This window comes from Methylobacterium sp. J-043 (assembly GCF_022829505.1).
In the GTDB taxonomy this organism is placed as follows: domain Bacteria; phylum Pseudomonadota; class Alphaproteobacteria; order Rhizobiales; family Beijerinckiaceae; genus Methylobacterium; species Methylobacterium extorquens_A.
Genome location: NZ_JAKSYB010000058.1, coordinates 1 through 26,885, shown reverse-complemented (window position 1 = coordinate 26,885; position 26,885 = coordinate 1). Strand labels below are relative to the sequence as shown.

At 62.0% G+C, this 26,885-nt stretch carries 30 protein-coding genes and 1 pseudogene; 18 read left to right on the top strand and 13 right to left on the bottom strand.

Annotated features, from left to right (window positions below; all coding sequences use genetic code 11):
* The first annotated feature begins 87 nt into the window (after positions 1-87).
* Positions 88-1,032, top strand: coding sequence for an SU10 major capsid protein (locus MKK50_RS15215; RefSeq protein ID WP_499023558.1), 945 nt, complete (start codon positions 88-90; stop codon positions 1,030-1,032).
* Positions 1,033-1,037: 5 nt separating this feature from the next.
* On the opposite strand, the gene MKK50_RS15210 is transcribed toward MKK50_RS15215, so the two are convergent.
* A complete protein-coding gene (locus MKK50_RS15210) occupies positions 1,038-1,298 on the bottom strand; it encodes a hypothetical protein (protein ID WP_499023556.1) in 261 nt (86 codons plus the stop codon).
* A gap of 135 nt (positions 1,299-1,433) precedes the next feature.
* Here MKK50_RS15210 and MKK50_RS15205 point away from each other — a divergent pair, with 135 nt between their 5' ends.
* The 3 genes from MKK50_RS15205 to MKK50_RS15195 are packed head-to-tail and all read left to right on the top strand — an operon-like array spanning position 1,434 to position 3,819.
* Entirely contained in the window at positions 1,434-2,009 is a 576-nt protein-coding gene (locus MKK50_RS15205) for a phage adaptor protein (protein WP_499023554.1), read from the top strand.
* Positions 2,009-3,511, top strand: a complete 1,503-nt coding sequence (locus MKK50_RS15200; protein ID WP_499023551.1) for a hypothetical protein — start codon at positions 2,009-2,011, stop codon at positions 3,509-3,511. The genes MKK50_RS15205 and MKK50_RS15200 overlap by 1 nt, the downstream gene beginning before the upstream one ends.
* Positions 3,512-3,519: 8 nt before the next feature.
* On the top strand, positions 3,520-3,819 hold the full coding sequence (locus MKK50_RS15195) for a hypothetical protein (RefSeq protein ID WP_499023549.1): 300 nt from the start codon (positions 3,520-3,522) through the stop codon (positions 3,817-3,819).
* Here the strand turns inward: MKK50_RS15195 and MKK50_RS15190 are convergent.
* A complete protein-coding gene (locus MKK50_RS15190; RefSeq protein ID WP_499023547.1) occupies positions 3,780-4,073 on the bottom strand; it encodes a hypothetical protein in 294 nt (97 codons plus the stop codon). The genes MKK50_RS15195 and MKK50_RS15190 overlap by 40 nt on opposite strands.
* A gap of 175 nt (positions 4,074-4,248) precedes the next feature.
* Between MKK50_RS15190 and MKK50_RS15185 the strand changes: the two genes are divergently transcribed.
* The 8 genes from MKK50_RS15185 to MKK50_RS15150 all read left to right on the top strand — a co-directional run bounded on the left by MKK50_RS15185 (position 4,249) and on the right by MKK50_RS15150 (position 15,830).
* Positions 4,249-6,561, top strand: coding sequence for a beta strand repeat-containing protein (locus MKK50_RS15185; protein WP_499023545.1), 2,313 nt, complete (start codon positions 4,249-4,251; stop codon positions 6,559-6,561).
* Positions 6,562-6,572: 11 nt separating this feature from the next.
* A complete protein-coding gene (locus MKK50_RS15180; protein ID WP_499023543.1) occupies positions 6,573-8,261 on the top strand; it encodes a hypothetical protein in 1,689 nt (562 codons plus the stop codon).
* Positions 8,262-8,298: 37 nt separating this feature from the next.
* The gene (locus MKK50_RS15175; protein ID WP_499023541.1) at positions 8,299-11,199 is read left to right on the top strand and encodes a phage tail tip lysozyme; all 2,901 of its coding nucleotides are present in this window, start codon (positions 8,299-8,301) and stop codon (positions 11,197-11,199) included.
* A 61-nt stretch (positions 11,200-11,260) separates the two neighbouring features.
* The gene (locus MKK50_RS15170; RefSeq protein ID WP_499023539.1) at positions 11,261-13,843 is read left to right on the top strand and encodes a hypothetical protein; all 2,583 of its coding nucleotides are present in this window, start codon (positions 11,261-11,263) and stop codon (positions 13,841-13,843) included.
* A 4-nt stretch (positions 13,844-13,847) separates the two neighbouring features.
* Entirely contained in the window at positions 13,848-14,438 is a 591-nt protein-coding gene (locus MKK50_RS15165) for a hypothetical protein (RefSeq protein WP_499023537.1), read from the top strand.
* A gap of 65 nt (positions 14,439-14,503) precedes the next feature.
* A complete protein-coding gene (locus MKK50_RS15160; RefSeq protein WP_499023535.1) occupies positions 14,504-15,049 on the top strand; it encodes a lysozyme in 546 nt (181 codons plus the stop codon).
* A complete protein-coding gene (locus tag MKK50_RS15155; protein ID WP_499023534.1) occupies positions 15,049-15,441 on the top strand; it encodes a 3TM-type holin in 393 nt (130 codons plus the stop codon). The genes MKK50_RS15160 and MKK50_RS15155 overlap by 1 nt, the downstream gene beginning before the upstream one ends.
* Complete coding sequence (locus MKK50_RS15150; protein ID WP_499023533.1) at positions 15,438-15,830, top strand: hypothetical protein; 393 nt, start codon at positions 15,438-15,440, stop codon at positions 15,828-15,830. The genes MKK50_RS15155 and MKK50_RS15150 overlap by 4 nt, the downstream gene beginning before the upstream one ends.
* A gap of 239 nt (positions 15,831-16,069) precedes the next feature.
* Here MKK50_RS15150 and MKK50_RS15145 read toward each other — a convergent pair whose 3' ends face one another.
* The 6 genes from MKK50_RS15145 to MKK50_RS15120 form a co-directional block, all read right to left on the bottom strand.
* On the bottom strand, positions 16,070-16,387 hold the full coding sequence (locus MKK50_RS15145) for a hypothetical protein (protein WP_499023530.1): 318 nt from the start codon (positions 16,385-16,387) through the stop codon (positions 16,070-16,072).
* A gap of 203 nt (positions 16,388-16,590) precedes the next feature.
* Complete coding sequence (locus tag MKK50_RS15140; RefSeq protein WP_499023527.1) at positions 16,591-16,965, bottom strand: hypothetical protein; 375 nt, start codon at positions 16,963-16,965, stop codon at positions 16,591-16,593.
* A gap of 136 nt (positions 16,966-17,101) precedes the next feature.
* Positions 17,102-17,386 carry a hypothetical protein gene (locus MKK50_RS15135; RefSeq protein WP_499023523.1) on the bottom strand — a complete coding sequence of 95 codons (285 nt, stop codon included), beginning with the start codon at positions 17,384-17,386 and terminating at the stop codon, positions 17,102-17,104.
* Positions 17,387-17,398: 12 nt separating this feature from the next.
* Positions 17,399-18,070, bottom strand: coding sequence for a division plane positioning ATPase MipZ (locus MKK50_RS15130; RefSeq protein ID WP_499023521.1), 672 nt, complete (start codon positions 18,068-18,070; stop codon positions 17,399-17,401).
* A gap of 186 nt (positions 18,071-18,256) precedes the next feature.
* Positions 18,257-19,645 carry a tyrosine-type recombinase/integrase gene (locus MKK50_RS15125; protein WP_499023518.1) on the bottom strand — a complete coding sequence of 463 codons (1,389 nt, stop codon included), beginning with the start codon at positions 19,643-19,645 and terminating at the stop codon, positions 18,257-18,259.
* Between the two features lie 295 nt (positions 19,646-19,940).
* A complete protein-coding gene (locus tag MKK50_RS15120) occupies positions 19,941-20,600 on the bottom strand; it encodes an SOS response-associated peptidase (RefSeq protein ID WP_499023515.1) in 660 nt (219 codons plus the stop codon).
* A gap of 83 nt (positions 20,601-20,683) precedes the next feature.
* Between MKK50_RS15120 and MKK50_RS15115 the strand changes: the two genes are divergently transcribed.
* A complete protein-coding gene (locus tag MKK50_RS15115) occupies positions 20,684-21,391 on the top strand; it encodes an HAD family hydrolase (RefSeq protein WP_499023513.1) in 708 nt (235 codons plus the stop codon).
* Between the two features lie 269 nt (positions 21,392-21,660).
* On the opposite strand, the gene MKK50_RS15110 is transcribed toward MKK50_RS15115, so the two are convergent.
* From MKK50_RS15110 to MKK50_RS15095, 4 genes are all read right to left on the bottom strand, one after another.
* Positions 21,661-21,789: a hypothetical protein gene (locus tag MKK50_RS15110; protein ID WP_499023510.1), complete on the bottom strand. Its 129-nt coding sequence runs from the start codon at positions 21,787-21,789 to the stop codon at positions 21,661-21,663.
* Positions 21,790-21,949: 160 nt separating this feature from the next.
* Positions 21,950-22,183 (bottom strand): hypothetical protein, encoded by a 234-nt coding sequence (locus tag MKK50_RS15105; RefSeq protein WP_499023508.1) that lies wholly within the window; start codon positions 22,181-22,183, stop codon positions 21,950-21,952.
* A 163-nt stretch (positions 22,184-22,346) separates the two neighbouring features.
* Complete coding sequence (locus MKK50_RS15100) at positions 22,347-22,832, bottom strand: hypothetical protein (protein WP_499023506.1); 486 nt, start codon at positions 22,830-22,832, stop codon at positions 22,347-22,349.
* Positions 22,833-22,925: 93 nt separating this feature from the next.
* Positions 22,926-23,114 (bottom strand): hypothetical protein, encoded by a 189-nt coding sequence (locus MKK50_RS15095; protein WP_499023503.1) that lies wholly within the window; start codon positions 23,112-23,114, stop codon positions 22,926-22,928.
* Positions 23,115-23,218: 104 nt separating this feature from the next.
* On the opposite strand from MKK50_RS15095, the gene MKK50_RS15090 reads away from it, so the two are divergent.
* From MKK50_RS15090 to MKK50_RS15075, 4 genes are all read left to right on the top strand, one after another.
* Positions 23,219-23,428: a hypothetical protein gene (locus MKK50_RS15090; RefSeq protein WP_499023501.1), complete on the top strand. Its 210-nt coding sequence runs from the start codon at positions 23,219-23,221 to the stop codon at positions 23,426-23,428.
* Positions 23,428-23,598, top strand: coding sequence for a hypothetical protein (locus MKK50_RS15085; RefSeq protein ID WP_499023499.1), 171 nt, complete (start codon positions 23,428-23,430; stop codon positions 23,596-23,598). Before MKK50_RS15090 ends, MKK50_RS15085 begins: the two co-directional genes overlap by 1 nt.
* A gap of 255 nt (positions 23,599-23,853) precedes the next feature.
* On the top strand, positions 23,854-24,285 hold the full coding sequence (locus tag MKK50_RS15080; protein WP_499023497.1) for a hypothetical protein: 432 nt from the start codon (positions 23,854-23,856) through the stop codon (positions 24,283-24,285).
* A 136-nt stretch (positions 24,286-24,421) separates the two neighbouring features.
* Complete coding sequence (locus tag MKK50_RS15075; RefSeq protein WP_499023495.1) at positions 24,422-24,934, top strand: YcxB family protein; 513 nt, start codon at positions 24,422-24,424, stop codon at positions 24,932-24,934.
* A 52-nt stretch (positions 24,935-24,986) separates the two neighbouring features.
* On the opposite strand, the gene MKK50_RS15070 is transcribed toward MKK50_RS15075, so the two are convergent.
* Positions 24,987-25,892, bottom strand: coding sequence for an IS5 family transposase (locus tag MKK50_RS15070; protein WP_499023492.1), 906 nt, complete (start codon positions 25,890-25,892; stop codon positions 24,987-24,989).
* A gap of 177 nt (positions 25,893-26,069) precedes the next feature.
* Here MKK50_RS15070 and MKK50_RS15065 point away from each other — a divergent pair.
* Positions 26,070-26,885 (top strand): annotated as a pseudogene (locus MKK50_RS15065) (IS3 family transposase); the annotation flags it as partial.

Sequence of the window (26,885 nt, the reverse complement as noted above, 5' to 3'; positions counted from 1 at the left end):
GGGCGTTCAGAAGACGCCGACAGTCTCATCGCAGGTATTCTCTTCAACAAGTAACGAAAGAGAAGCCCAACAAAAAGGAGCCATAAATTGGCCGCGCTTACCACCAATCAGGTCGTTCACATTCGTGAAGACCTCGCCGACGTCATCAACATCATCGATCGGGAAACCACCCCGGTTTATTCGATGCTCGAAAAGACGACGGCTACGAATGCCCGTCATGAATTCATGACGGAAACGCTCAATACCCCGAATCCGGACAACGCATTCGTCGAAAACGCTACCTTCACCGACAGCGACATGACGAAGCCGGAGCGTCTGGCAAACTACACCCAGATTTCGCAGAAGGTCGTCAACGTCGCTGGTTCGCTTCAGGCGTTCAATACTGCTGGTTCGAAGAACGAGTTCGTTCGGCAGGTGAAGAAGGCTGGTGTCGAGATTCGTCGCGACATCGAGTCTGCGATCGTCGGCAACTCGGCCAGCAACGCTGGTAGCGGCTCCGTCGCCCGTCGTTCGGCTGGTATGGAAGCCTGGATCAAGACCAATGCTTCGCACGGGACCAACGGCTCGACGGCTGGTTTCAATGCCGCTGTTACCCCGGCTCCGGTGGACGGCACGACCCGCGTCTTCACTGAGACCATGTTCAAGGAATCGGTGCAGCAGGGCTACACGAACAACGCCAACTTGAAGAAGTGGATTGCCCCGCCCGCTCTGAAGCAGGTCATGTCTACCTTCACTGGCAACGCTACCAAGTACGTTGATGCGAAGGACAGCACTGTCAACGCTGGTGTCGGCATCTATGTCTCTGACTTCGGTCGGCACGAGTTCATGCCGCACCCGTACATGCGCACCCGTACTGTGATCGGCTTCGACCCGGACCTCTGGGCGATCGCCACGGCTCCGGGTCGTAACTTCAAGACTGAGGACCTTGCCAAGACCGCTGACGGTGATCGCAAGGCCATTCTCACCGAATGGACCCTGGTCAGCAAGAATGAGCGCGGCAACGCCAAGATCGCCGATCTGAAGGCTTCTTAATAGTCTTATGTGGGGCGGAAAATTCCGCCCCACATCTTCGTTGGCGTCGCCTTGTTGCGCATGCAGTTCGTGTTTTCTTGGTTGGGTTCGGTGTGAGTAACAGGGTTCTTTGGGAAGAAACAGCCGATAAGCGAGTCTACCTCATCCGAGAGGGAGAGAACCTTATCATCGAAACGGAATGGCTCAAGGTTGATCTTGTGCTTGACGCCAACAAGTCGGCTCAGGCTGATTTCAGCCGCAACTCGGGTGTTGGTGAGCTTGTCCAAGTAGCCGAGATTCCGCAGGGTATCTATTGGGACTGGCACGCGAAGGGCATCCTAGACGACGATGTAGCCTTCGACCGACTACTTAACGACAGCGATTATCGTCACCTGCGCACTAACAGCCTGCGGGTGTAAGGTATGAACCTGCTTGAGCTTCGCACCGCTCTCGCGGACTACACTGCCCGCAGCGACCTTCCCATCACCACCCTGATTTCCCTCGCTGAGAGCAAGTTTGCCTCCAGCGTGAAGCATCGTCTTGGCGAGCGTCAGGTCGAGATTGCCGTCGCCAAGAGCGCGCGATCCTTCCCGCTCCCGGCCGACTTCCGTGAGGCGCGCTCGATCAAGCTCGACGGCCGTCCCCTGACCCTCGCCAGCATCGACGACCTCGACAATGCCCCCGGCTGCACTGATCGATACGCCATCGTCGGCACCGACGTTCACCTTCAGAGCCGCCCGGCCGAGTCGGCGAAGATCGCGCTGACCTACTATGCCCGCGTTCCGGCCCTCACCGAGGCCGCGCCCTCGAACTGGCTCAGCGCCACCTTCCCCGACGTCTACCTTTACGCCGCGCTGGTCGAGTACGCTATCTGGGCCCAGGACAAGGAAAAGCAGGCCAGCTACGCCGCGCTTCTAGGCGTTGCCCTGGGCAACCTGTCGGCCGATCACACCCGCAGCGCGTTCTCCGGCTCGACCCTCCAAACGCGGAGGTTCTGATGAGCCTCCCGCTTCCGTTCGGCGAATGGCTGCCTGACCAGCCCGCCCTGAACAATCCCGGCATCACCCGCGCCATCAACGTCGTTCCTGGCTCCGGCAAGTTCTACAAGCCGTTCCCCTCCGCCGAACCGTACGCCGCGACCTCGCTGCCCAGCCGCCCCTATGCGGCCATCAGCATGCTCGACAACGGCGGGAACGCGCACGTTTATGCGGCGGCCCAGCGCAAGCTCTTCACCCAGGACCCGGATACCCGGAACTGGACCGACATCGGCCGTGCCACCCCCTACACCACCAGCGATCTCGAAGGCTGGCGCTTTACCGAGGCGTACGGCATGGCGATCGGGACCAACTACAGCGACAATTTGCAGTACATCGACACCACGCGTGGCACCCGGTTCGGCGATCTCACCACCCTGGTGAAGGGGCGCTACATCGCCACGCTGCGTGACTTCGTGCTGCTGGGAAACACCTTCGACCAGTTCGATGGCGCAGTGCCCTATCGTGTCCGGTGGAGCGCGATCGGCAACCCGAAGGATTGGAACTTCTCCGCGACCACCCAAGCCGACTTTCAGGACATCCTGGGCGGTGGAGCCGTCCAGGCGGTCGTTGGCGGTGAGGAAGGCACCATCCTGCTCAAAAGCCAGATCGTGAAGATGGTCTACGTCGGATCGCCCGCGATCTTCGAGTTCAAGACGATCTATCAGAACAAGGGCTGCGCCATCCCGCAGAGCGTCATCACGGCTGACGGCAAGATTTTCTTCTACGGCGAAGACGGCTTCTACCAGCTTGAGAACGACCGGCTCACCGCGATCGGCAAGGGCAAGGTAGACAACTGGTTCGCGGCGAAATGCAATCAGGCGGCGCACGGACGGATGACCGTCAGCATCGACCCGCTGAACAAGCTGGTGATCTGGTCCTTTGCCAGCGTCGATAGCACGAACCTGACCCCCGACACGCTGCTGATCTACAACTACGACACGGGCGCCTGGAGCACCGGCACAAGCCCAGCGACCTTCCTATTCAACGCACTTTCCCTACCGATCACGCTGCGCGCCCTGGACCGCTACGGCAGCCTGGAGAACGTACCGGCCTCGCTCGATTCCCCTGTTTGGACCGGCGGTCGCGCCTTCCTCGCAGGAATGGATGACTCCGGCCGGGTGTTCTCATTCTCGGGTGCCAGCATGCCCGCCACCATCGAGACGGGGGAATACCCCACGGCGATGCAGGTTGCAGAGATGACCCAGCAGATTACGGGCGACCGCGCCCTCATCCGCTCAGTTAGCCCGAAGGTGCACGGTGCCGGTTCCATCACCGTGCAGGTGAGCGGCCGAGTGACCCCGCAGGCGATGGTGCAGTTCGGTCCCGCCACCCCGGTCAACGCCAACGGTTGGTGCCCGCAGCGCAACGACGCTCGGTATCACCGCTACCGGGTGAACCTGTCCGGAGGCTGGACCCAGGCCATGGGTCTGGAAATCGACGCGGTGGTGACCGGGTACAGATAAATACCTGCATGTCTACGCGTGCAGATGGCACGCTCAAGCAGGTGATCGATCAGTCGAACCGTCTTGAGCGCAAGACCAACATCAAAGGAAGGGTCACACTTTCCCCCGGAACGACTCAGACGGTCGTCACGGTTCTTCAGGGTGGCTTCGACGCGACCGCCGTTCTCAGTCCCATGACGGCGACGGCGGCGGCGGAACTCGTCTCAGGCGCCTGCTTCGTGAGCGCCTACGGCTCTGGAACCTTCACAATCACGCATCGCAACCTGGGTCAGACCGATCGCACCTTCGCGTTCATGGTGGCGGTTTGAGCGTCCGGTTCTGTAGCTCCAGCGTCGAAGAAGTCCTGACGAACTATTTCGAATGCCGCCCGATCCTCCTCGAAGCTCTCGCGCATGGCGATGGTCGAGTGAATGAGGCGTTTCTCGTCGCGCAGCTTGTTCGCGGAAACTACCAACTCTGGCGGACTGACAATAGCGCAGGCGTCACGCAGATCAACGAAAATTCGTGCAGCAAGACGCTCTTCATTTTCTTGGCGGGGGGCGATCTCAACGAGATCGAACACATTGCTGGTCCCGTAGTCGAACGATGGGCAGCCGATATGGGCTGCACCAGCATCATCTTGAGTGGCCGTCGAGGCTGGGAACGCGCGCTGAGACCCCTCGGCTACGGTTTTGATTCAACTAATTTGATTAAAAAGTTGTGAGTTTACTATGGCAAGCCAGACGCGTACGGAGACCGTGACCACAAACCAGAAGACCGAACCTTGGGCGGGCGCACAGCCGTACTATGCGGACCTGTACAAGTCGGCTGAGGATGCCCGGAAGAGCGGCACCCCGTCGCCGTACCCGAACAGCACGGTCATCGACTGGAGCAAGCCGACCCAGGATGCCTACGGGCAGATGGAGGCGACGGCTCGCGCTGGATCGTCGCTGAACGGCAATGCCCAGAACGTCGCGAACGGAGTGATGACCGGCGGCGCCTACAACGGCACCCCGAAGAACACCTTCGAGAACCTTCAGCAGGGCCTGAGCCCCACGTCGAACCCCTACTCGGCGATGATGAGTTCGGTGGCGAACGGCGCGCTCGCCAACGGCTTCGGCGGCACCAACGCGCTGATCGCGGGCTCGAACTGGCATAATCCGGGCGTCGCTGCGACGGCGGGCGCCGCAGGCACGATCAACAACGGCGCGGGCAACGCGCTCATGCAGAACGGTCTCAACGGCACCAATGCCGGGATGTCCTGGGCGCAGTTGGCCGCGCAGATGGCGGGCTCGAACCCCGCGCTCGCAGGCTACCAGGGCCAGACAGGATTCACCAACGCGGCGACGCCCGGCGCGGCCGACCTCGCACGGACGGCGGGGACGAACCCAGCGGTGGACGGCTTCGCCGGTCAGACCGGCTATACCAACAGCGGTCTCGATCTCGCGAAGCAGGCGAACACCCTCGCCCAGAACAACCCGGCGCTCGATGCGTTCAAGGGTCAGACCGGCTACACCAACGGTTCTCTCGATCAGGCTCGCCAGATCGCGGCCACGGCTGGGCAGAACTCGGCGATCCCCGGCTTCCAGAATGCCGCGAACTACAACAACAGCGCCCTCGGTGCTCAGCAGGAGTTCGCCAAGTATCTGGCGACAAATGGCAACCCTGCGGCTGGGACGCTTCAGAGCACGGCCAACGGTGACTTCCTGAACTCGAACCCGTATCTCGATCAGGCGATCCAGAACGCCAACAAGAGCTTCACCGATCAGTTCAACTCGACCATCGCGCCGGGCATCGACTCACAGATGGCGGCGGCGGGGCGTCTCGGCTCCGGTGCCTATGCTGCCCTCCGCAACAGCGCTGAGAAGACCACGGCCAACGCCATGGCTCAGAACGCTGGTAACATGCAGTACAACAACTATGCGGCCGAGCGCACGAACCAGTTGAACGCGCAGAACGCAATCGGGAATCTGTACAACACCAACGTTACGAACACGCAGAACGCCCTCAACAGTGTTTCGAGCACCGATCAAGCGCAGCAGGCCGCGCGCCTTGCGGGTCTGTCCGGCCTGTCGAGCGCGAACGACGCGGCGACGAAGAACCAGATCGCGGCCAACCAGAATGCCGCCTCGATCGATGCGCAGCAGCAGCAGGCCCGTCTCAACGCGATCACCGGTATGGGCAACACAGCCGACAGCATCGCGAAGAACTCGATCAATGCCAGCCAGAACGTGGGCAATATTGATCAGGCGCAGCAGGCCCAGCGTCTCGCGGCTCTAACTGGTGTGGGGAACTTCTCCGACAGCGCCACAAAGAACGCCATCGCCGCGAACCAGAACCTCGGCAATCTGTCGAACACGGAGCAGCAGCAGCGTCTGAACGCTTGGGCGGGCGTCGGCAACATCGCCGACAACGTTGCGAAGAACTCGATTAACGCCTCACAGAACATCGCGAACATCGACGCCCAGCAGCAGACCACGAATAACAACGCCCTTCTCAACGCGGGCAACCTGTCGAACAACGCTTCGAACCTTTGGCTCAATGCCGCTAACCAGTTGGGCAACCAGTCGGCGGCGCAACAGACCAACAATCTGAACTACCTTAATGCCCTCGGTGATCAGTACAAGTTCGATACGACGAACCGCATCAATGCGATGAACAACGGCGCGACCCTGGCAAACCAGGATTTTGCGAACCGTCTCTCGAACGCGGGCCTTCAGTTGAACGCGGCGAATGGTCAGACTGCCGCCAACAACAATCAGGTTGCCCAGCAGCTTCAGGCAGCAGGTATGGCCCCTGGTTTGCGCGCCAATGACTACGCTGATGCGAACGCTTTGCTTGGCGTTGGTCAAGCTTACCAGAACCGTGACGGTGCATTCCTTCAGGATGACATCAATAAGCACAACGCAGAACAAAATGCCGTGTGGCAGGGTCTTATCAATCAGGCCAACATCCTCAACGGTGGCAACTTCAGCAACATGAGCGGCACGCAGACGAAGCCGATCTACACGAACAACATGGCGCAGGCGACGGGTGCGATTGGCTCCATTGCTGGCCTCATGGCGAAGTAACGGAGTAACCTATGAGCTTCCTTGACCTACTCGGCCTGACCGGCGGCGGAGCGTCACCGAACGGCACTGCCGCGCCCGGCGGCGCGCCAAACCAGACCGGCGGCTTTCTCAGCCGTCTTGGCCTCGATGATCCCGACAAGCGGAGCCGTCTCGGTCAGAGCCTCATCGCGCTTGGTGGATCGATGATGAAGGCAGGCGGCCCCTCGTACACCCCGAACAACTTCCTCGGCGCTCTCGGCGACGGCATGCAGAGCTTCGCTAAGGTCTACGCGGGCGGTGACGACGATGCGCTGAAGCGCCAGTACCTGAAGGCGCAGATCGGCAACATGGGCGCCAACACTCAGCTTCACCAGATTCAGGCTGCCCAGGCTCAGGCCCAAGCCCAGGCTCGCGCCGCGTACAACGGCACCACGCCCCCGCCGGGCACCGGTCCGCTCATCCCTGGCACTCCGGCAGGTCCTGGCGCTCCGGCAGGTCTTGGAGGTCCGGGCGTGCCTGCTGGTGCCCCTGGCGTCCCTGGCGCGCCTATGGGCGCCCCGGCAGGTCTCGGCGGTCCCGGTCAGCCTCCGGCGCCGCTCAAGGCTCCGGGTCAGCCGCTCGACATCCGTCCCCCGGTTGCTCGTCCCCCGGCCCCAGCCGGATCACCGCAGGCTGCCCCTACGGCTCCGCAGCAGGGCAGTCCGCCCGTCGCCGCGCCGAACGCCCAGCCGAACAGCCCGCTGATCGCCCGGATCGCCGAACTGAACGCCAAGGCTCGGCAGGCGCGCGCTGCTGGCTACGAGGAAGAGGCACGCCAGTACAGCGCCCAGGCCCTGGAATACGAGAAGCATGCCGCAGGCAAGGGCATGTACATGAACCCGGATGGGACGTTCTCGAACGTACCCGGCTACGCCGCAGGCATCGGCGCCACGGCTCAGGCCGAAGCTGCGGGCAAGGCAGGGGGCCAGCTTCCGACCGATCTGCTGAAGATGGAGAAGGAAAGCGAGCTTCGCCGTGAAGAGCAGGCGTTGAAGGACCAGTCTGGCGACAAGTCAAAGTTCGATGAACGCGCGCAGTCGATGAATGCTACGTGGAACGCCAACGAGTATAACAAGCAGTTTCTTAAGGCGACAAACATCCGTGCGGGTTTCGAGCGAGCCTATGCCGACAACAGCGGCCTCGCGACCGCTCAGCTTGTGCTCGACTGGTACAAGCTCAACGATCCGGGTTCGGTCGTCTCGCAGAACGAGATGCAAACCCTGAGCGTGAAGACCCAGAGCTTGAGCGAAGGACTGGTTGCCTCCGTCAATCAGGCACTCGGCGGCGGCGGCATGTCCGCCGAGAACAAGGCTAAGCTGCTCAAGAACATGGACGGCAAGTATCAGGATCAGCGTAAGACATACGAGAAGCAGCGCGACAACCAGCGGACGCTTGCTGGGAAGATCGGCGGCATCGATCCGACCATGGTCATCCCGGATATCGCCGAACTGCACGCACCGTGGAAGTCGCCGCAGGAACTGGAGGCGGAGCGCGCCGCCCAGGCTGCGGCTGCCCGTAACCCGGTTCTGGGTGGCGGTCGCCGTCCGGCCGACGCTCCGGCGGGCCTCGGTGGCGGCACTCCGCGCCTGCCGACGCTGGCCCCGAATGATCCCAAGCTTCGCAGCATGAAGAAGGGTGACCAGTTCATGGGGACGGACGGTCAGGTCTACACGATCAACTAACTAGAAGAAAGAAAAGACCGAAAGGCCACGCACAAGAATGGCTACGAAGACCAATCCGACCGCCCTGCTTCTGCTCAACAAGTTCAATGAATTGGGCATTCCAAGCGGCACCGCGTCTGGAATGATCGGGTCCCTCATGGGTGAATCCGGTGCTGGACTGAATACCGCTGCGGTGAACCGTGGCGACGGTGCGGACGGCAGCGACAGTATCGGCATGGGGCAGTGGAACCAGGGTCGTGCGACGGCCCTGAAGCGAACTGCTGCTGAGATGGGCCTACCGTGGACCGACCCGCGCGCTCAGGTGGCCCACATTGGCAATGAGTTGCAGGGCAGTCACCGCCACGTGCTGAAGGCGTTGCTTGCGGCGGGCGATGATGTTCGAGCGGGTAACGACATCTGGACACGGCAGTATGAAGTCCCGGCCAATGCCGGGGCGGAAGCCCGCAAGCGTCTGGGCGGCGGTCTCTCGTTTGCTCAACAGATCGGCGCGATGAGCCCGGAGCAGATTTCGGCGATCACCGCCGCGACCCCCACGGCGCCGCCGGAGCCCCGGACCAGTTCAGGGCGCGGCAGCGGCGGCCCTTCCCCCTCCGTTCGAGAGATGACATCGGCGGGCAACTTCGGACTGCCATCCGATCCGTTGGGCGGAATGATCGCGCTCGGCGGCCTCGGGTCCTCAGATGCGACCAAGCCTGTCGCGCAGTTGGCGGCAGCCGATCCCCGGCAGGCCGACGCGCTGACGGTGCGCGCCATCTCGGGTGTGACCCAGGTTCCTGGCGCGCCGATCCAGGCTGCCCCGCCGACGCCTGTTCAGACCGCCGAAGCCAGCACCACGACTCCGGGTGGCAACCCCTATGCGGGGCTCGCTACGCCCGTGATCCAGGCCGCGCCTGTCCAGGCCGAGACCTCGAACCCCTACGCTGGCGTCGCAACACCGGCGATCGTCACCGGTCAGAGTGGCGCTACGCCTTCGGCAACGGCGCAGTACCGTTTCAATGACACCGCTGAAGCGCCCGCTCGCCTTCGGTTCGAGGTCGATGCCCTGAACAAGCCGGAGGACCAGTTGACGGCTCTCCGCCGCCACTACCCCACGGCGATGCCGTACGATGGCGACAACTTCGTCTACCAGAACGAACAGGGCGAGTGGCAGAAGTACAACAACAAGGGCTGGGTGCCCTCGTGGAGTGACGTCGCTGGTGCCGCCCCCTCGTTGGTCGAAGCGGTCGGCGGTGGTCTCGGTGCCCTGGGCGGCGGCGCTCTCGGCGCACTTGCTGGCCCGGCCGCTCCGGCGGCGGTTCCGGCCGGAGCGATGGCAGGCGCGGGGATCGGCGGCACGGCCGCTCGTGAGGCGGCGCAGCGCGGTATCAACTGGTGGTACGGAAACGCAGATACGCGATCCACGGGTGAGCAGCTTACGGACGCGGCGATCACCGCAGGCGCCAACGCAGTCGGTGAAGGTGCGGGTCGTCTTGTAGCGAAGGGCATCGGCGCCGCCGGTCGCGGTCTCGGCTTCGGCACGCAGGCCACTGAGGCGGCGGCCACCGACATGCGCGCGATCGGCATCGACCCGACGCTGGGCATGGTCACCGGCAACGCCCCGACGCAGTTTCTCGAACGGGCGGTCAGTGCCGTTCCGGTCGCGGGATCGCGCACGGCAGCAGCGGGTGACCGCGCCTTCGCCGCGATGACGGCGGAGAATGACCGCATCCTGGCGGGCATGGCTTCCGCCTCGACCCCGACCGCGACCCCCGGCACGGCGCAGGAAGTCGGCGCGGCCCTGAAGGGTGCGGCGGGCGAAGCACAGGATCGATTCCGGCAGACGGCCGAAGCCAATTACGGCGCGGTCGGTTCGCTCACTGGCGACCAGCCGGTGCCCGGCAACGCTATGGGTGCACTCGGTGCCGAACTCGCCCAGGAACTGGCGGGCATCTCGGCCTTCGGTCAGCGCACCTATGGGTCGCAGTTGAATGAGGCGGTGGGCATGGTCCAGGCACTCAACACCGACATCACGGGGGGCGCGACCTTCGAGGCGATGAAGCAGGCCCGGACCCAAATCGGTGCGATGCTGCGCGAGACGACGAACCGCGCCGAACAGGGCTACCTTGGCCGGATGTACGATGCCCTTTCGGCCGAGATGGGGCAGGCGGCGGATGCTGCCGGTGGTGGCGCACGGGCGGCGTGGGAGACGGCTGACTCTGCCTACCGCGCAGGCGTCGCCAAGGGCTCCCCGGTCAACGTCAACGAAAATCTTGCCCCCATCCTCACGGCCAAGGTCGATGAAGACGTGCTGACGAACATGCTGAAGGGCGTGGAGAAGGGCGGCACCCGCATCGCGTCGGCTCGTCGCCAGATCGTCCAGGGCCAAGGCAACGAGGCGTGGGACGCCTTTCAGACGGCGGCCGTTGAACGGCTGGGCTCGACCCCGGAGGGCTTCAACTCGAACAAGTTCCTGAAGGGCTGGCAGGGAATGTCGGACGAGGCGAAGAACGCTCTGTTCTCCGGCACCGCCAACGAGACGTACCGCGCCGATCTCGACCGGCTCGCGCGGATCGCCGCGCAGACCAAGCGGTATGCGCGCTCGGCCAATCACTCGAACACCGCCAATGTCTCCGGGATGCAAAAGGTGCTGAACACGGTCGGGCTCTTCGGCGGCGCGGTCGGAGCCGCGCAGTTCACGTCAGCCGCGCTGGTGGCAGGTGGCGCGGCAGGATCGGCCGCAGCGACAAAGACAGCCGACATCCTGCTGACCTCGCCCACGGTGGTTGGATACCTCGCGGGACTTCCGCGCGCCCAGGTGCAGCGGGGTGGCGTTCGGCGGACTGTCGAAGGGCTGCTTGAGTACGCGGCAACCCCCGGTCTTGAAGCAGGCTTCCGTCAGAGCGTGACCGAACTGGCGCGCGACATCGAAGAAGCACAGATCAAGACGAAGAAGAGATAAGCCGCCGAGGCTCCGACGATAAATACCGGAGCCTCCAACGACAAGAATAAAACGGAGAACGATGGCCGATATTACGAACTCCGCGTGGAGTGAAGCCGATGCCAACAACACGCAGCCCAGCCCGAACGGTGTCCCGCCGGGCATCCTGCCCACCGAACTCGGCGGCTCCATGCGCGCCGTCATGGGTGCGGTGAAGCGGGCCCACTCGCGCAGCAACGTGATGGTGACCAGCACCGGATCGGCCAACGCCTACGCCATCGCCTACAGCGTGGGCCCTACCGCCTACGCCAAGGGCGAAGTCTTCCGGTTCTTCGCCAACTTCACGAACACGGGTGCATCCACGCTCAACATCAATGACCTGGGCAACCGTGCTCTGCTGCGCGCCGATGGCTCCGCCGTCGCTGCGGGTGAAGTCGTCATCGGACAAGTCATCACGGTCGCGTTCGACGGCACGAACTTCCTGGCGCAGAACATTATCGGTAAAGACTTCAAGTCACACATAAACGTGGGACTGAATGGCGACGCGATCGTTTCAATCGAAGATGTTGGTGCGCCTTCCACCTCGTTCCGACGCAAGGCGATTTACAGCAGCCGCAACGTCGGCGGCGGCAACGATTGGCTATTCCGCCAGTTTCGTCCTAGCGATGGCGCTTCAGAAGACTTCGTTCTCAAGAGCGGCACGGGCGGCACGATCTGGACGACCGGCAACTTCAATCCGGCGCTAAAGGCCGATCTCGCGGGGTCCGTGTTCACGGGTAGCGTCACGGTCAAGACTGCCGCCGGTATTGGGCAGTCCGCGCTGGTGGGGGGAAGTGCTGACCGGTCCGGCTACGTCGAATTTCGAGACAAGGACGGCGCGCGTCACGGCTACATCGGCTGGGGTAATGGAACCACGATTGATATCGCTGCGGAAAGGGGTGACTACAACTTCGTCAACGGAACGCCGAAAATTAGCGGCAACCAAATCTGGCACGCGGGCAATTTTAATCCTGACCTGAAGGCGACGCTCAACTCGACCGTTCGCTTCGCTGGTACGCTTCTCGGCAACGGACAGGGCTACATTTACAGCGACCCTGGCGCTCACAACGTCGTCATGCGTTCCGGAACCGGAGAAAGTGCTACCCCCTACAGGTACGCAGCGCTCCAGGGCGATGTGTTCCGTACCTACAGCGCCGATATTCTCGCGGACGGCAATCTCCGCACCACGGCCGACCTGATCGTGGGCGAGGGCAAGAACGCTTCAACTATCCAAATGCGCGACGGCGACGAAGGCACCCGTTACGTTCACAACAACAGCAACCGCATCGGCTTCCTCGGCAAGGGCGGCGATTGGGTGATGCAGGTCGCCGATGACGGCACAATTTGGAGCAAGCAGCTTGGCGATCTGAATACCCGTATAGAAAACCGCGCCTACGCACACGGTGACGAACGCGGTGCCGCATGGGCACGGCAGGAAGCGGGCGCTCGTGTTGCCAAGACCGGCGATACAATGAGCGGTAACCTTCAGATCACGAAGGCATACCCAGGTGTTCGTATGCTCTATCCGGGCGTGCGAGATGTTGAGTGGCAAGTCCGTGAAAACGGCGGCACCTACTTGTGGGATCACACCGCAGGCACGTGGAACGTCTACATCGGCCCTGGTGGCGATGTGCAGACGCGCCAGTTGGGTGATCTCAACACCCGCATCGAAGATCGCGCAAACGCTTGGAGCGCAACGCGTAGAGACGAAGCCAACACCAACACGGCCAACAACTACTTCAACAAGGCGACCGGCACGCAGCAAATCGTCAACAACATTCCATCGTTCAATGCAAGCGCTATCGACATTGTGCGCGGTGGTGTGCTTCGCGCGCGTTGGGTGGTCGATAGCCTCGGCAATACCATTCTTCAGAATGGTGATACTGGCGATAACTTCATGTACGTCAACACAAGTGGCGGCATCTGGACAAAAGAATTTGGTTGGCTGAACACTCGCATTGAGGATCGTGGTTCGGCTTGGGGTCAGCATTGGGCAAACCAGCGTATCGCCAAGACCGGCGACACGATGACGGGCGATCTCACCATCAGCAAGGCCAACCCCTCGCTCAACTTCTTCTATAGCGGAGTGTATGCCAGTCGTCTCTGGGTCGGCAATGATGGTGTCTTTCGTTACTCGCACAATGAAGGCGACGGCGACCAGTTTCGCATTTCTCCCGGTGGTGCAGTCTGGACCAAGCAACTCGGAGACCTGAACCAGCGCATCGAAGATCGCTCGTATGCTTGGGCTGCAACCCGTCAGGCAAACCTTGGCTTCACCCCGGTCGAACAGGGTGGTGGTCACTACATGAGCGGCAACAAAATCCGTATCGGATGGGACGGCCCAGCCGGTGCGTGCCGCCTTCAGGTCGATGACCTTCAGCTTGAACGCATCCTCACGCGCAACTGGATCAATCCGATTATCGACGTGCGCCTCGCTTATGCGGGCGACCTGTCGAACGATTGGAACAAAGATCAGTCCTACGCCGAACCTTACGGTGGTGGTGTTCTGACCTCGCGCTACGTGCAGTCCAACCAGTTCATTATTGACTCATGGAAGGGTGGTCGCTGGAGGTATCTTCAGAAGCAAGACTCATATGGAAATTGGTACACGGTTGGATACGTCTAAGATTATGACCTACACTATTATCGATCATGGCACGTGGGTGCCCTATACACGCGAAGCCGTCGTTAGCCCGGAGGGTTACCCGCTCGTCCCGGCTGGAACGATGTTCTGCAAACGGGAGAGCGACGACGTTGACTGGTACGACTTCTCGCGTGCTGAGGACTCGTTCGCCCCTGGTAGCGTACTCGTTGCCTGCCTTAAGACCGATCTCGGCTGGATCACGCAGGGTGTCTTCGCGGACTTCGGCCGAATGTTCCCCCAGAACCAGATGCTCATTGAGTTGCAGGGCTGGGAAGGCGAGAAGCCGCACAACGAGTTCGGAATGAAAATCTTCGATCCTGTTGCGAAGACTTTCACCGACATCCCGGTGGCCCCGCAACCGATCGTCACCTTCAAGAAAGACATCTGGGTTCGCGCCACTGACCCGGAGGCCGAGACCATTGAAGTCGTGCTGGCGCAGCAGACCACCCGGAAGCAGCGCATCTTCAACGAGGCGACCTACCTCGACCACGCAGACCCGTTCTTCGTGGAGTTGAAAGCCGGGTTTGTCTCTGCGTTCGGCAAGAAACGGGCGGAAGAACTTCTCGCCGCATCTTGACGTGCGGTGGGAACGTAGAGATCAGGCGGGATTAAGGCTGTATAAGTCCTCCGTCTAAATAGTGGATGCGAACTTCCACAACCGGCAAGCGCCTGATCACCGATTTCGAAGGCTGTGAACTCTCCGCCTACAAGTGCCCAGCGGGTATCTGGACTATCGGCATCGGACATACTTCGGCGGCGGGCAAACCCGCTGTGAAGGCTGGGATGCGGATCACCCAGGCGGAAGCCGACGACATCCTGGCCCGCGATCTCGTGCGCTTCGAAGACGCGGTCGCCCGGCTGGTTCGGGTGCCGGTCACCCAGAACCAATTCGACGCGCTGGTCAGTTTCGCGTTCAACCTGGGCGAAGGCAATCTCGGCTCTTCGACCCTACTGAAGAAGCTCAACGCAGGCGACTACGACGGTGCTGCCGACCAGTTCGCCCGATGGAACAAGGCCAAGGGGAAGGTGCTGACCGGGCTCACCCGCCGCCGTGCTGCTGAAGCCGATCTCTTCAGGCGGCCTGTCGCAGGCGCCTCGACCAATCCGGCCACTTCGGTGGCCCCGACGACCTCACGCGCCCCCACGGGGCTTCTAGCGGCCCTGCTGGGCCTGTTCCGCAAAGCCTGATGCTCTCCCTCATCCCGATCCTGCTCCAGGCCGTTGGCCCGATCCTCGCGCGCGTGATCCCTGATCCGAAGGCGCAGGCGGAAGCCCAGGCCGAACTCATCAAAGCCGTCTCCGAGAGCCAATCCGCGATCATGGGCTCGATGGCCGACGTCATGAAGGCCGACGCCGCATCCGAATCGTGGATGACCCGCAATGCCCGGCCGACCGTCGTCTTCTGGTCTCTCACCATGATCACCGGCTTCATGGTCGCGTCGCTGTTCGGCGCTGGGCCCGATCTCACCACCGCGTTCAAGGGCATCCCGCAGCAGCTTTGGGACCTGACGACTTACGGCATCGGCGCGTATATCCTGGGCAAGTCGGGCGTTGATATCGCCAAGGCGGTGCGCAAGTGAGCGACCTCGACAGCAATTTCGCCACCGACGTGAAGGTGGCCCTCGCCCGCATCGAAGAGCGGCAGGTATCCTCATCGAAGGAAATTGCCGGGCTGAAGGAGTCCGTCACCCTCCAGTTCAGCACTTTCCGCGACGAGTACGACCATAAGCTCAACAACGTGAAGGCGGTCCAACAGACGTTCATGCCCGCCAAAGAGATCGAACAGAAGCTTGAACTCATCCGGTCGCACTGCGACTCGAACCGCGAAGCTCTGTCCGATCGGGTCAAGTCTATCGAGGAAGGTATCCGCCACTATGGGCGGTGGGCAATTGGTCTTGCTGCGTCGAGCGGAATCGGTCTGGTTGCGATGATCTGGGGTATCGTCAGCAAGGCGTTCAACATCGGTTGATAAATACTTCTGCGGAACCTATCGCAGCTTCCGTAGCAAGGTACAGCCTTTGTTCGATAAAGGTTGCCGCACACAGAAAAGGCCGATCCGTAGGGGTCGGCCTTTTCCGTTCTCAGCTATCGAGCCCGCCCTTGAAGAAAGCCGCCAGGAGACATGCTCAACCGGCGGCTAGGTAACGGCGGCCTGATGGCGCGACCGCGAGGCGACACTTATTGAGGATGGTCGCTCTGTGTATTTAGTTAGTTCTTGATCGTCGGCTTCGAAACATTTTCGGTACTACCGAGAATGCTCACTATGCGAGACGCGTAGCTATTGAGTTCAGTCAGCAATTCTGCTGCCTGCCGCTTAGTCGGCCGCGATCCATCCTGAAGGTTGTATTTCGTAAACTCTTTCAGCGCGACCGCACGCCTAACAATGTCCGCGCGATCCGTTTCCTTCATCGTCACCGATACCAGCTTACTAATATCGCGGCTGGGATCGACGGGCCCGGTGCTCATTGACGAGCCCGTCAGGAGAACTGCGTTGCCGCTCTTTCTGATGCCGGTTGCTCCACGCATTTCGTTTCCAGATTCACTCACTGCGATACCCCTAAATCTTCCTCCCATGAATATATCGCAGTCTGAAAGGCAATCAACGCCATTCTTATCTTCGCAAATATAACGGAGTAATAAACTTTATACTTGGAGATCGAAATTCTCAGTGAGGTCCCCGGCAAGCACTCGCGAAATACATGTTTTTATGCTTCGAGCATAAAACGTCTTCAGTGCGTGAGGTCCTGACGGACGTCGTGATATGCGGGCCGAATCGCCATTGAGGATTTCGGCGGCGCGGTGCTGATGATCCGCACCCCGTTCATTCCCGCGCCCTGGCCCAGGACGCCCAGCAGCTTGGCGACCGGCGCCGTGAGCACCCACCGCCCATACGCCTCATTGTAGGCCCAGATGTGCCCGCTATCGACACGAATGCGGGGCGAGCCGCGCTTGTGGCTGGACCGGCGGCGCGCATCCGTCGCGGTGTTACCGTCCCCCCAGGCGACCGGCTCGCCCTCGATCCGCACCAGTGCCTCGACCACCGCCGCGTCGGCGCTGGCGTACAGGGTGGCTGGACGCCCTCCCCCCGTGACCTGATATGCCATCAACATCCCTCGTCTGATCCGCCAGCGAACCCTAGCGCAGTGCGTGCGAGTGAGCTAGTGGCTCCGTGCACCAACTCACTACTCCACGCGTGGGAGAGTGGACTTTTTGACAGAGGACGGGCGGACCCGTCCCCTTTCACTTGGCAATCTGCGGGCGACCCTTCCTTGCGAACTCCGTGTTGATCATCTTGATCAGGTAGTCCTGCATCGTGCCGCCTTCCTCAGCGACCATCGCCTTGAACGCGCGGAACGCCTTCTCATCGATCCAGAACGAGAGGTTCTTCCGACCTTCGCGGTAGGCAGGACGCGCAGCGGCAGCCTTTGCCGTCTGTTCAGCGACATCGAGCGTCGCAGTCCCCTGGGCTGCACCGTCGTCGCGCTCGTCGTCCGGAATGTCGAATGCCGTCGCCTTCTTTGCCACGGGTGTACTCCCTTACGCGCCCACGAGTTCACGGACCGGTTTCGTGGAGAAGTCTAAAAGCTCACTTACCCACGCGTACACCGCGTCGGCTTCGGCGGCGGCCTTACCCGATGCCTCGAACTCGGTGGCGGTCAGACCGGCCGACATCGCGTAGGCGAAGTCAGCGCGCGTTGCCATACGGACCGGGGCACATTGCAGGCCATAGGCATGGATTGCCGCTTCCCCTTCCTCGATCATGCGGCGGGCGTTGCTACCGGTGGGCACCTGGGCCAGCATCACCCAGGTGTTGTTCAAGCGCTCGGCGATGCGCACGGTCCGCTTCACCGTCCCCAGCGTCTCCAGATCGAACTGTGTGGGCCGGATCGGCACCAGAACGAGGTCGGCGATCTCGCAGGCCGCAAGTGCTGTCGTTTCCGCCTTACCCGCCGTGTCGATCAGTAGGAGGTCGGTGCCGTTCTTCTTCGCGATCCCCTGAAGCCGGGGGAAGGCGTCCCCATCGATCTCGCGAATGATGGAAGGCGACTCCGCCTCGCGCCGCTCGAACCACTTGTGCGCCGATGCCTGCGGATCGGCATCGATCACCGCCACCGATAGCCCGGCGGCCTCTGCGCAGACTGCGAGATGTAGGACGGCGGTGCTCTTGGAGGAGCCGCCCTTCAGGCCAATCACCGCTACCGTTTTCATGCTACGCGCCCCACCATCCAACGAATCTACGCGTGGGCTCGAACACGAGATCACGCCCCCACGAACAAGAAAGTGGACTGTTCCACCTTCTCACGAGTGGGCAAACCCACGGCTCTACGCGTGAGTCATTTTCGTAAACGAATTACTACCGGGGCGCCACATTGGGTGCCGGGTATCGCACCGTTGTCAGTAGCCGATCCTGTCTATCATGGGCTTCAGCAGCGTCAGCGGTGACCCGTGTCCATAGCCTGCCGCCACCGTCTTCTTTTCGTGGCCCAGGATTTCGTACTGATCCACTATCCCGACACCCTCTGCCCGAAGGCGGTCCTTGGCCCGGTGACGCAGTGAGTGGACCACCTTCGACGTGTCTTCGATGCCGATGGTGTTCATCATCCGATTCAGGTGCTTCGACCAAGCTGGTATCGTCCTGCCCGAAAACATCCGCCCGGTGATCTTCGGCGGGAGTAGAGGAAGGACATCTTTCGGAAGCGGCACACGCCGCTGGGATTGTGCCGTCTTCCCGTCTGCGATTTCGATGTAACGAATTCCTTTCTCTACCCGCTCGCCACTGATCTGGATTGCCTCGCTGAGGCGCATCCCGGTGGTCGCCAACAGCACCCAGAGCAGCCATTCGTCAGCCTTCAGCAGCGTAGGGCCAAGATCGCGCATCAGCTTCATGTCATCGTCTGTAAGCGCGAAGCGCTTCCGGATGTCTCCGGGGCGTTCTTTACGCATCACATTCGCGAATGGGTTCCGGCCGTCGAAGAGACCGCGCTTCTCGGCGAAGTTCACGATCGCCCGCATGTGCCCGACCTTCTTCCGGACGGTCGGCCAGCGGTTCGTGAGAAACAGGTGATCGGCGAGCGCCACGCCATCGACGTAGCCGCACTGTTCGAAGCGCTTGTTGTTGGTCAGCCGCTTGAAGGTCTCGAACACCAACCGGGCTTCCCGCTCGATATGCGGGGTCACCGACTGGTTCTTTACCCATAGCTCCAGTAGCTCTAAGTCGGGATCGTCGCCGCGCTTGACGACCGGCGGACGGACTTCCTTCTTCGCCTTGGCTCTGTCGCGCCACTCTGGGCAGTCTGCATCAATGTCGAGCCCGGTTTCTGGGTCTTCGACTACAAGCTGGTCAACCTCGATCGCCGCCCAATACTCGGGCTCCGATATTGTTGCCCCCGGAATAGGCTCATCGACTACGTTTGCTTCGAAGGTCCTTTTCCCCGTCTTGTCCACGATCTCGGCCACAGTGGGGTTGTCCTGCGCCACGATGACGCAGCGGCCATCTTCGAGAATGTTGACCCCTAAGTTGTAGCGCTGCCGCTGGATCGTCATTTGGGCGCGCTTCTCACTGGTCGCGGGCCCACGCTTACGTTCGGCCAAAGCGGCAATATGAGCGTCAATGAAGCTCTGCGACTTACGGATTGCTTCACGATGATCCCGCGTACCCAGGGACATCACGACTTTCTCAGCCTTCGGATGGCTATCCGTGGCCGGATACTGGAAACGGATGTGATAGACGGTCGATTTAGGCGGCAGGAATACATAGTTGCCGGGACGTCCAGGCGGGCGCATTGGCAGGGCTCCGGTCGCGTTTAGCCGTGGGGTTTAGCCACAACTATGCACCCCGTTTTAGCCACAAGCTAGATGACTGATTTCGTTTACTTTTTTGCTCCACAGGTTGTTTGGAAAGCCCTCCCGCAGGGCGCGCCATTCCCCTCTGGCACGAAAACCACATTCATTTGCAACGCCTTATGGCTCATGGTTTCTGGCCGTGAACCCCAAAATTGCGTTGATATGAACCCCAGCTCGGAGCCGCCGGGCCAACAACTTTTTGTCCTCTCGCGTCACCGCGAAGCGCACGACGCATCTATGCGGCGGCCTCTCCATCGTGACGCTCGCCGCGCGCTACCTCCTTCATCAGCCCATCAGACAGCGGACGTTGCAGCCCCAGCGCCTCCTCCGTGGGCGACTCAAGCCACGTTCCGCACTCCTCCTTCGTCGTAAGCAGCACGGGCATGGCCTTCGGATGCACGGGTCCGACCACGCCATTGGCCTCCGTCGTGAGGAAGGAGAACAGACAGTGCTTCTCCTCGATCCTGTCGGGGTTCTCCTTCTTGGTCCCCCTCACGCCCGTCCAGGGACGCCAGATACCCGCGAAGGCGAACAGTTGCCGGTCATCGTCCAGGGCAAACCACACGGGGGTCTTACGAGGCTTCGTGTCGGCGTACTCGCTAAACGATGAGACAGGCACGAGGCAGCGGAACTCAGGCTTGAGCCACGGGCGCCAATGCGGGCTCTTCACGTTGCGGACGTTGGTGACGGGATGCTCCCCGTAAGTCTTCGGACCAGGGATGCCCCACCGCATCATGGTCAGCTCATGGCCCTCTCTACCCGCGAAGACCACGGGGGCCATCTGGTCCGGGAAGATGCCGGGCATGGGAGGGAGGTTGCCGACGCTGTCGTGGCTCACGTCGAACCAGCGCCGTATCTCATCCTGGGGCCGGGTGAGGCTGTAGAGGTTGCACATGGGGCCAGCTTGATGGTCGTATGGGCAGGCGGACACGCGCCTCTAGGTGGCTGGCATGTGCCGTGCGGGGGCGCTTCGATACCGTGATCAACGCCGTTCTCTTCGATCTGGACGAAACGCTGCTGGATCGCACCAACTCCTTGAAGGCGTTTCTACGGGAACAGTTCGAGTGGCACGCCGAACACCTGGGCGACGTTCAGTCTGACGAGTGGTGCGCGCGCTTTCTCGTGCTGGATCGACGGGGGCACGTCCACAAGTCGGTCGTTTACCCGGCCATCCTGAGTGAGTTCGGCGGGCGTACGGACCACGCTGACGCGCTGTTGGCTGATTATCGCTCCCGCTGTTCACGGTTCGCCCAACCCTTTGACGGGATGAGAGAGCTTTTAACAGCGCTGCGCGCGCGAGGGCTCTCGCTCGGCATCGTTACGAACGGTGAAACGGCGTTTCAGTCGAAGCATATCGAAGCGCTCGAACTCGACCGGCTGGTTGATGCCGTCCTTATCTCGGAGAGGGAGGGGCTACGGAAGCCCGACGCGGCACTCTTTCTCCGCGCGGCGAACCTCTGCCGGACCCAGCCATCTCGATGCCTGTTCGTGGGTGACAACCCCACCGCGGACGTTCTCGGCGCTCACGCAGTTGGAATGCAGACGGCTTGGTTCCGAGGGTGCGCTCAGTGGCCGGAAGGTGCCGCTTCGAACCCCGGCCCCAGCCTCGATCACCTGTCGGAGGTTCTAGAGTTGGTGAACTCGATCCCCGCCGAGCCCGTTGCCCCCTCGGAGGTCGCACCATGAAGAACCCCGCACTCAGCCTATGGCTTTCGTCCGTCAACGGGGCGCTCGGATGGTGGGGAGGCCACGCTGCCAACGCGGTGCGCCGCCAGCAACGTGCGGCGCTCACGGAAATGTTGAAGCCCGTTACGGGCACGCTGAGCAAGCCGAAGCGGAGAACCCAGCGGCGCCGGACGACGGCCAAGCGGAAGGCACTCTGAAGGCGGAATTTTTGGCACAGCTACGCCTTCCCTCTCTGGACCACTCGGAGCTTCATCAGCCTAGGCGGTATGTCAGGGGGGCCGCGGGCTGGCCGCTTCGAGGTCGGGGAAGTGGGCCTTGCACTTCGGCACGTACTGGCTCTTGGCCCTGGGGTGGCGCTCATCGAGCCATGGGCAGTCGAAGGCGATGCGCTGAAGCACATCCTCCTGCGGGGTCTCAGGGCCAAGCCGAGCGGCCAAGCGAGCGAGCCGGTAGCTGCCCTTGCGGTTCGGACAATGCGGGCACGCCGCGCGCACAATGCCGTAAGGATAAGCCGCGAGGCAGGGGACGTCAGGCCGGATAGGCGCGCGCATGACGGTGCTACCGAACGGGCCCGTGAAGGGCCGCCCGCACGTAGCCACGGGAGATGAGCCGATCCTGGCGACGCGTTCGGCGTTCGGCTTCGCAGAGGTCGGCCAGTGCGTCCGCGATGGCGGCGTGAAGCGCGGCCTCAGCGTCGCCTTGAGCGGTCACGAGGTAGGCCCGTGCGATGCCCTCGACGAGACCGCTACGAGTGGCACGCAACGGCGCGTTCGGCAGAGCGTCTTGGCGCATACCCTTCGAGTCTCCCGACCAGAACGAAGAGGGAACGCGCAGCAGGCGGGATGGTTCGGTCAAGGTGTCAACCACGGCTGGGTTCGGCTCACCGCAGCGGCCTCGCCCGTCTCAAACTCATTCGCGGCTGTAAGGCGGACCACTTCGATGGGGGCGGATCAGCTTATGACGGATGTGACGGTGATGCCGTCCCTGACCGTCCAAGGCCAACATCTCCCCGACGATCCCGCTCAGACCCTTGGGCGGGATCGATCGCCGACTTTAGCTTCTTCGCCACTCGGCACGCCGTCATCATCGCGGCGGCTTCACCGGGATCGAATGCAGGCTCTACCCACCGTTCGTCGCGACGGTCCCGCTCCATCTCTGCAACTGTTTTGCCCACGCCGATCGTTTGATAGCGGAGCCGATCACAGTCAGCGCGGCGAGTAGCGTAGGTGATCGACTGGCTCGCCGGTCCGCGAAGATCGGCCCACAGCTTCGTCACAAATCGCACGTGGGGGCCATCTTCCTCAATCACGTCAAGCATGTAGTAGGTGATTCGCATTCCTTCCTCGCGGAAGACGAACGGCCGGAAGCCCGTAGGAGAGACGTACTCCGGCGGCTTCTCTCCACAGGCGGTCACGATTAACATCACCGCGACGGCGAGCATCTGGCGTGACCGTAGGGGCATGGCGACCATTTGCGAGGATGTCGGACCATACCCCCCAACGGTTGCGCGACCGTTGCGCCGATCGCTCGGTTTTCAGGCGTCGGCGGAATCGTTGGAAGCCTTGGGCGCGGGACGCTTCTCATCGCGGGCCAGCTTCACTTCGACGGCCGTGCGAATGTACTGCGCCATCCCGTAGGTGCCCACCATCGCGGCGATGCGCGCCTTCGTGGCCGTGCTCAGCCGGACCTTGGTCTCTTCGATGTTGAGCGGGGGGCGTCCCATACGGCTCCGCTTAGCGAGGGGCGAGGCTGTGTCAAAAAGGCTCTCCGGGCACGGTGGAACGGGGACGATTATCACTGTCTAGCTCGCTCACGGAGCCGCCAGACATGAACCGCCACCGCCTCGAAACCCGCACCGTCGCTACCTTCCGCAAAGCTCTCCCCCAGGGTCGCCGCGCGGCAGTCGTCATCACGACCGCTCGCGCCCGGTCCTTTCGCCAGATGGGCGAGTGGGGCTTCTCCCCCGACGCTTCTTACCTCGCCTTCCACGACTGCGTGGACATGGCGGAGCTTGAGAACGCGGCGAAAGCCGCCTGATGGCGTACATCCTCATCGTCATCATCGGCATCGGCCTTGGGTGGCTCACTCCGGGCTACATCCCGACCGCCTTCTTTGTCGCGGTCACCCTCACCGCCCTCCTCGCCGCCTACCTCATCGGCCTCGGTCTCAAGCGGGACGCCCAACAGCGGGAGGATCGCGATGAGTGATCTCCTACGCCTCGCCGCCTACCTCGCGCCGCTGCTCATCGTCGTCGCCCTTCTCCGTCTCTTCCGCAAAGACCTGAGGAGCGAATAATGCCAGAGTTCATCTTCCTCGCGATCGTCGCCGCCACAGCCATCGGACTGTACCGCTCCGGGATATTAATCTAATAAACCAAATCGCTTCGATATTTCCCTACAATTTTATTTAGAATAATGAAACAATTGCATTGCCACCTCATGTTTGTATCCTCGTTTGAGGCGATGTTCTTCGACGTAAGCTGGCGCGAGCGGGTCGTCGCCCTCAAACTCCGGGTGCGCAATCGCGGCAAGCGGTTCTCATGGGTCGAGCGCCCTGCGATCTCCCCCCTCATGTTCGCCGTCTGTCAGGCGGCGGCGGACGATCTGGCGGAGATCGTTGGCGCAGACTCCAGCCTCTGCGGCCGGGCGCTCGATGCGAGCCAAATCCTGAGCGAGGGCATGTTCGCCCCGATGGCGACGGCCCTGGAAAACAATTCGGTCGAGCACCTGAAGGGCGCGTTCCGCGACATCCTCGAACGCGATTGGGCGTGGGCCGATCTCGATGGGGCGTGGCGGCTCCGGTGCCGGGACATCCTCGTGGGATTGTACGTCTGCGTCGCGATCCTACACATCCACCGCCCACGTGTGACGGCGGGGACGGTGATCGCCGCCTGAACCTCCCAGGAACTGTTTGGTGAAGCGCCGCCCCCATCAGGGCGGCGTTTTTCGTTTCTGCTTAGCCGACCTTTCACAATCGGTAGGTGCAAGCTATGCTCGTTGCCGCGAGAAATTCGGTCGAGCAAGAATGTAAATGACGACCTACCAGACTTCTTATGAGCCTACGCTCAATGACGCGCTGGCGTGTAGCCGCCTCTATTTTTGCCGAACCACTTACTCTAAAAAATTTCTATCTATTTGGGCCGCAATCATTGTCGTAGTCGTTGTTTATGTCCTGTATTCCAATGGCTCAAACGCATCAGTGCTGACTGCGCTGATCGCTATGCTGATGTTTGCCTCCTGCGCACTACTAGGGCTGCTGGCATTCCTCGTAATGGGTTACGCCGTACTACCACTACAGACACGGTTAATTTGGAGCAGGAATAAGCACCTTCAGTACCCTGTTGATGTCGAGTGGGACCAAAATTCTGTGACATATAATAATATCAAAGGACGTATGACGCACGAATGGAGCGATTATAGCAAAATTCTCGACGATCAGCATGTTTTGATTTTGGTACAAAGTAAGTACTGTATGAACTACATCCCGACGCGGGCTCTGACGGAGGAGCAGCGTCAGGATATTCTCTCGAAGCAGACAACTTGACCCGGCCTAACTGTTTCGTGAAGCGCCGCCCCACCAGGGCGGCGTATCTCGTTTAACCCCAGCGCAGCCGCATCGTCGCCCGGCTCGATCTCCGCGCGCTGAGGTTCCTCGATCGGCTCTCGCACGCGAGGCACCGGCAGCACGACCGTGATCCGCCCCCATTGAAGTGGTTCGCGCTCAGAGCCTGTTTGAGGACGAAACCTGAGGCTGGATTGTTGAGGGCGTTGGCGGCCATCAGGCAGGCGACGCAGGCAAGACGGCCGGTCGCGACATCGAGGCGGCCGGCCCGCTCGCGCAATAGGCCGCCCCAGTGGCTGAACCAGCCGAAGGTCCGCTCCACGACCCAGCGGCGCTTCAGCACGACGAAGCCCGTCTGATCGGGGTCCTTCTTGACGACTTCGCAGCGCATGCCGTGGACGTGACACCACTCCTCGCAGCGCTTGGCCCGAAAGACGCCGTCGAGAACGGCCCGGCGCACGTTCGGCCAGAGCGGCTTAGCCTGATCCAGCGTCGGCAACGTATCGCAATCCTGCACGTCGGCTGGCACCACGGCGAGTGCCAGGATGTGCCCTTCGGCATCGACCATCAGCACGCGTTTGCGGCCGATGACCTTCTTGGCGCCGTCGTAGCCACGCGGCCTGCGCTCACAGATGCACTTGACGCTTTGTGTGTCGATGATCGCCAGGGTCGGCGTCGGCCGCCGCCCGCAGCGACGGCGCTGACGGCGTGCCAGCGCCCGCATCAGAGTCTCGAACAGACCTCTGTCCACCCAGCGTCGGAACCAGCCATAGACCGTACGCCACGGCAGGAAACCGTCAGGTAGTGCCCGCCATCCGCCGCCTGTACGCAAGTGCCAAGCAACGGCCGCCATCACCGCACGCGCCGAATTGGCGTTCGGCCGGGTCGGCGGGTCCGCTCGTTCGAGGAAGCGGGTCACCTCATCCAGGCCCGCCTGCATCACTACATCCTTCAGGCGCGTCTCATGACGCGTCCGATGCCGGTGCGTCCACATCTGCTCTCTCCTCCGTCCAGCCAGACGGATCGTGTGTTGGTGACACGAGACAGATGGGGACGGCCGGCGGAGGACCTCAAACAGGCTCTTAGGCGGCCTGCGGGCCAGGACGAGGACGGACGGATGGGAACGAACCGGCACAAGCCGGAGGATGTGGTCGCCAAGCTGCGGCAGGCGGACGTGCTGATTGCGCAGGGCCAGAGCGTGGGCGCGGTGATCCGCGCCCTCGGTGTGACGGAGGTGACGTACGACCGTTGGCGCAAGGAGTTCGGCGGCCTGAAGACGGATCAGGTGTGACGGATGAAGGACCTGGAGGTCGAGAACCAGCGGCTGCGCAAGGCGATTGCCGACCTGACGCTGGACAAGCTGATCCTGCAGGAGGCGGCTCGGGGAAACTTCCGAGCCCCGCGCGCCGCCGCGCCTATGTCGAGCCCATCGTGAAGACGATGGAGGTGTCCGAGCGCCGGGCCTGCCGGGCGTTCGGGCAGCATCGCTCGACGCAGCGCAAGGCGCCGCGGGGCAGAGACGACGAGGCCGCCCTGACAGCCGATCTCGTCGAGCTGGCGGCGCGGTAGGGCCGCTACTGCTATCGGAAGATCAGCGCATTGCTGAAGGCCGCCGGTTGGCTAGTCAACGACAAGCGCGTGGAGCGGATCTGGCGGCAGGAAGGCCTGAAGGTCCCGGCCAAGCAGCCCCAGCGTGACCGCATCTGGGACGGGGATGGCTCCTGCCTGCGACTGCGAGCGCAGCATCGCGATCACGTCTGGTCCTTACGACTTCGTCGAGGCTCGCACCCATGACGGGCGCAAGTTCCGGATGCTCAACGTGGTCGATGCGTTCACGCGTGAGTGCCTGGCGATCCGGGTGGCGCGCAAACTCAAGGCGGCGGACGTCATCGACGTGCTGTCCGACCTGCTCATCCTACGCGGTGTGCCGGGC

Coding starts and splice junctions, on each gene's coding strand:
- MKK50_RS15125 (WP_499023518.1), bottom strand. CDS start 19,645: ATGCGCCCGCCTGGACGTCCCGGCAACTATGTATTCCTGCCGCCTAAA.
- MKK50_RS15195 (WP_499023549.1), top strand. CDS start 3,520: ATGTCTACGCGTGCAGATGGCACGCTCAAGCAGGTGATCGATCAGTCG.
- MKK50_RS15160 (WP_499023535.1), top strand. CDS start 14,504: ATGCGAACTTCCACAACCGGCAAGCGCCTGATCACCGATTTCGAAGGC.
- MKK50_RS15205 (WP_499023554.1), top strand. CDS start 1,434: ATGAACCTGCTTGAGCTTCGCACCGCTCTCGCGGACTACACTGCCCGC.
- MKK50_RS15155 (WP_499023534.1), top strand. CDS start 15,049: ATGCTCTCCCTCATCCCGATCCTGCTCCAGGCCGTTGGCCCGATCCTC.
- MKK50_RS15100 (WP_499023506.1), bottom strand. CDS start 22,832: ATGCTCGCCGTCGCGGTGATGTTAATCGTGACCGCCTGTGGAGAGAAG.
- MKK50_RS15175 (WP_499023541.1), top strand. CDS start 8,299: ATGGCTACGAAGACCAATCCGACCGCCCTGCTTCTGCTCAACAAGTTC.
- MKK50_RS15120 (WP_499023515.1), bottom strand. CDS start 20,600: ATGTGCAACCTCTACAGCCTCACCCGGCCCCAGGATGAGATACGGCGC.
- MKK50_RS15070 (WP_499023492.1), bottom strand. CDS start 25,892: ATGCAGGCGGGCCTGGATGAGGTGACCCGCTTCCTCGAACGAGCGGAC.
- MKK50_RS15095 (WP_499023503.1), bottom strand. CDS start 23,114: ATGGGACGCCCCCCGCTCAACATCGAAGAGACCAAGGTCCGGCTGAGC.
- MKK50_RS15200 (WP_499023551.1), top strand. CDS start 2,009: ATGAGCCTCCCGCTTCCGTTCGGCGAATGGCTGCCTGACCAGCCCGCC.
- MKK50_RS15105 (WP_499023508.1), bottom strand. CDS start 22,183: ATGCGCCAAGACGCTCTGCCGAACGCGCCGTTGCGTGCCACTCGTAGC.
- MKK50_RS15165 (WP_499023537.1), top strand. CDS start 13,848: ATGACCTACACTATTATCGATCATGGCACGTGGGTGCCCTATACACGC.
- MKK50_RS15180 (WP_499023543.1), top strand. CDS start 6,573: ATGAGCTTCCTTGACCTACTCGGCCTGACCGGCGGCGGAGCGTCACCG.
- MKK50_RS15145 (WP_499023530.1), bottom strand. CDS start 16,387: ATGCGTGGAGCAACCGGCATCAGAAAGAGCGGCAACGCAGTTCTCCTG.
- MKK50_RS15130 (WP_499023521.1), bottom strand. CDS start 18,070: ATGAAAACGGTAGCGGTGATTGGCCTGAAGGGCGGCTCCTCCAAGAGC.
- MKK50_RS15085 (WP_499023499.1), top strand. CDS start 23,428: ATGGCGTACATCCTCATCGTCATCATCGGCATCGGCCTTGGGTGGCTC.
- MKK50_RS15075 (WP_499023495.1), top strand. CDS start 24,422: ATGACGACCTACCAGACTTCTTATGAGCCTACGCTCAATGACGCGCTG.
- MKK50_RS15090 (WP_499023501.1), top strand. CDS start 23,219: ATGAACCGCCACCGCCTCGAAACCCGCACCGTCGCTACCTTCCGCAAA.
- MKK50_RS15140 (WP_499023527.1), bottom strand. CDS start 16,965: ATGGCATATCAGGTCACGGGGGGAGGGCGTCCAGCCACCCTGTACGCC.
- MKK50_RS15170 (WP_499023539.1), top strand. CDS start 11,261: ATGGCCGATATTACGAACTCCGCGTGGAGTGAAGCCGATGCCAACAAC.
- MKK50_RS15080 (WP_499023497.1), top strand. CDS start 23,854: ATGTTCTTCGACGTAAGCTGGCGCGAGCGGGTCGTCGCCCTCAAACTC.